The organism is Mesorhizobium sp. M1A.F.Ca.IN.022.07.1.1, from assembly GCF_003997575.1.
GTDB lineage: Bacteria > Pseudomonadota > Alphaproteobacteria > Rhizobiales > Rhizobiaceae > Mesorhizobium.
In genome coordinates this window covers 1-210 of sequence record NZ_RZST01000759.1, presented here as the reverse complement: position 1 = coordinate 210, position 210 = coordinate 1, and the positions used below count along the sequence as shown (strand labels likewise).

The following is a 210-nucleotide window of genomic DNA, read 5'->3' as shown; positions in this document are numbered from 1 at the left end:
GCTATCACTCTTCAAGCTTGGGCCTGAACCGTCGCACGATCACGTCGAACACAATGTCTGATATCCACATGGCCGAGACGCCGATCAGAAACGCTGCAGCCAGAGTAGTTGTGTCGTCCTCGGTTCCTGGCAGCGGCAGGCCGTTGGCGCGGAAGTAGCTAACCACAGGAAGCGTCAGATATGCGGCCGCCAACGCGCCGCAGATCGGCG

At 60.0% G+C, this 210-nt stretch carries 1 pseudogene; it reads right to left on the bottom strand.

The window, feature by feature from the left end:
• Positions 1-4 precede the first annotated feature (4 nt).
• A pseudogene (locus EOA75_RS33800) lies at positions 5-210 on the bottom strand (hypothetical protein); the annotation flags it as partial.